The sequence below is a fragment of the Promicromonospora kroppenstedtii DSM 19349 genome (assembly GCF_000515355.1).
GTDB lineage: Bacteria > Actinomycetota > Actinomycetes > Actinomycetales > Cellulomonadaceae > Promicromonospora > Promicromonospora kroppenstedtii.
The window spans coordinates 21186-23521 of the sequence record NZ_KI911568.1; the positions used below are offsets into that span (position 1 = coordinate 21186).

Consider the following 2336-nt stretch of genomic DNA (forward strand, 5'->3'; position numbering starts at 1 on the left):
GGCGGCGGGCACCCAGCCGCTCCAGCACCGCCAGACCGCGCGGCCGGACACCCCGTCGTCGTGGTGCCCGCGTCGTTCGGCGAGGTGCAGCATCCGGGCCAGCCGGACGGCGTCCGGCAGCCGCGCCGCGACGACGTCGACGGTCAGCATGCCCACGACGTCGTCCTCGAGGTCGAGGTGGTCGACACCCGCCCGCACGTCCAGCGTGGGGATGTCGAAGACGTGCGCGATGAGCGCGGTGACCTGCACGAGCTCGGCGAGGTGCGCCGCCGGCGCCGGGCAGCCGTCCGAGCCCGGGCCGTCGGCGCAGGACCCTGCTGTCATGTGGGCCACGACCGGACCGCGCGGGTGGTGCCGCGCAGGTCGCCGTAGACATACATGTCCATCCCGTTCCAGCACCCGGTCCACATCGTGAAGCCGGGCCGCGTGGCCGGGTAGTCGGTCGCCACGGTGATCCCGAGCTGCTCCGCGATGGCCGCACCCTCCGACCGCCGCTCCGGATGCACGACCAGATGGTCGCGGAACACCTCGACCCACTTGATCCGTGCATCCCCCACCTCCGCCAGCAGATCCCGCACGCCGCTCGCGGAATCCGCCAGAGTGCCCGCAATCGCTCCCATTTCTCCTACCTCTCTGCACCTACCTCTAGGCGCATAGACAGCCTGTTGCGGGTTAACTGGGGGTTGCAACCGCTACGCGGAAAAGTTGCGTATACGCACTGGCTGCGGGTTAGGTGGGTTCCGTGTCTAGAGAGGGACGTGTGACTGCCGCAAGCATCGCCAAGGATCTTCGTGCCGCGATCCGCTCCGGGACCTACAAACCGGGCGACCGCCTTCCGAGCGAAGCTGCGCTCATGTCGAACTACGGTGTGGCCCGCATGACCGCGCGCCACGGCCTGTCGATGCTCAAGGACGAGGGGCTGACCGTGACCCGGCACGGCTCGGGCGTGTTCGTGCGCTCCTTCGAGCCGATCGTCCGCACCGGCGCGACCGGGCAGGCCGACGAGGGCACGGTGACCGCGGAGATCGACGAGACGGGTGCCGGCCTCGTGGTCCGCACGCTCGCGGTCACGGCGGAGGCGGAGCCGTCCGAAAAGATCCGCACGGCGCTCGGCCTCGCCGAGGGCGACAAGGTGACCGTGCGCGAGCGCCTGCACCTGCGGGAGCGCAAGCCCGTCCTGTTCGCGACGTCGTACCTGCCCGCGTCCATCGCGGCGGGCACCCCGATCGCGGACCAGGAGGTCGGTGCCGGCGGTACGCACGCCCGCCTTGCCGAGGCCGGGCACGCCCCGGTGCGCTTCCGCGAGGACGTCGTGGGCCGCATGCCGACGATCGAGGAGATCGAGGAGCTGCGCATCGAGCCCGGCACCCCGGTGCTCGCGGTCACCCGTACCGCGTTCACCAAGGACGGCTCGGCCATCGAGGTGAGCCACGTGGTGCTGGACGCGGGCGAGTTCATGCTCCGCTACGACATCTCCTGAACCCGCGGTATCTCCTGAACCCGCGGTCGCACCGCGGGCAGCCGGGCGGCCGGGCTCACAGGAGCCGGAGCCGCCGTTCGGCCACGCCGATCCGGACCTCCTGCCCCCAGGAGACCTCGAGCCGGTCCGCCTCCATGCCGTCCCCGAACACGACGAGGCGGTCGGACTGCACCGCCACCACGAGCTCGGCGCCGTCCCCCAGCACTCCCTCCGTCATGGCGACGCCGGTGACGGGCGACGGCCAGGCCTCCCGCACGAACCAGGCCAGCGCCGGGTCGGTGGGAGCGGGCAGCCGGCGGCCGCCCCGGTCGTGCGCGATCGAGGCGCACCAGCCGGTGGCGCCCGTCCCGGTGCTGACGATGAGGCCCGACGACGACTGCCGCTCCGACCCCCGGTCGACCCGCAGCGTGTAGCGCGCCGACTGGTGGCTGGGGTGCCCCAGGAACAGCTCGTTGACGGCGTGCAGCTCCTGGCCGTCGTCGAGCCGCGCGTGGACCATCGTCAGCTCGTCGCAGCGCGGGGTCGCGGACGGCACCCGGTCGTCCTGCCCGCCGGCCACGGCGGACTGCCGGTCGACCAGGTCGCCGATGATCTCCGCGACGTCTTCGGCGCCGTGCCGCACGAGCACGCCGAGGTTGGTGCCCGGTTCGGGGTCGACGCCGACGACGAGCTGCCGGTCCAGGTACTTGGCGACGTTCGCGACCAGCCCGTCCTGCCCCACCACGAGGACGACGTCCTCGGGCGCGAAGAGAAACCGATCGAGGTCCGCGCGCTCGACCTCCGCCAGCGCCCAGTCGGACGGCACGCTCGCCGCGACCGCCCGGCGGGCCGACGCCGCGGCCTCGTGCCGGGCCTC

4 protein-coding genes are annotated in these 2336 nt (G+C 72.6%); 1 reads left to right on the forward strand and 3 read right to left on the reverse strand.

Annotation, left to right across the window (positions count from 1 at the left end; all coding sequences use genetic code 11):
- Together PROKR_RS33325 and PROKR_RS00785 are read right to left on the reverse strand one after the other, a co-directional pair.
- Positions 1 to 324, reverse strand: a 324-nt coding sequence (locus PROKR_RS33325) for a hypothetical protein (RefSeq protein ID WP_036958869.1), incomplete at its 3' end; no start/stop codon positions are given.
- The gene (locus PROKR_RS00785; protein WP_084800179.1) at positions 321 to 620 is read right to left on the reverse strand and encodes a hypothetical protein; all 300 of its coding nucleotides are present in this window, start codon (positions 618 to 620) and stop codon (positions 321 to 323) included. The genes PROKR_RS00785 and PROKR_RS33325, both read right to left, overlap by 4 nt.
- A 140-nt stretch (positions 621 to 760) precedes the next feature.
- On the opposite strand from PROKR_RS00785, the gene PROKR_RS00790 reads away from it, so the two are divergent.
- A complete protein-coding gene (locus PROKR_RS00790) occupies positions 761 to 1480 on the forward strand; it encodes a GntR family transcriptional regulator (protein ID WP_211239984.1) in 720 nt (239 codons plus the stop codon).
- A 55-nt stretch (positions 1481 to 1535) separates the two neighbouring features.
- On the opposite strand, the gene PROKR_RS00795 is transcribed toward PROKR_RS00790, so the two are convergent.
- Positions 1536 to 2336 (reverse strand): NAD(+)/NADH kinase (locus PROKR_RS00795; RefSeq protein WP_036958873.1); only part of this gene is annotated, 801 nt, incomplete at its 5' end.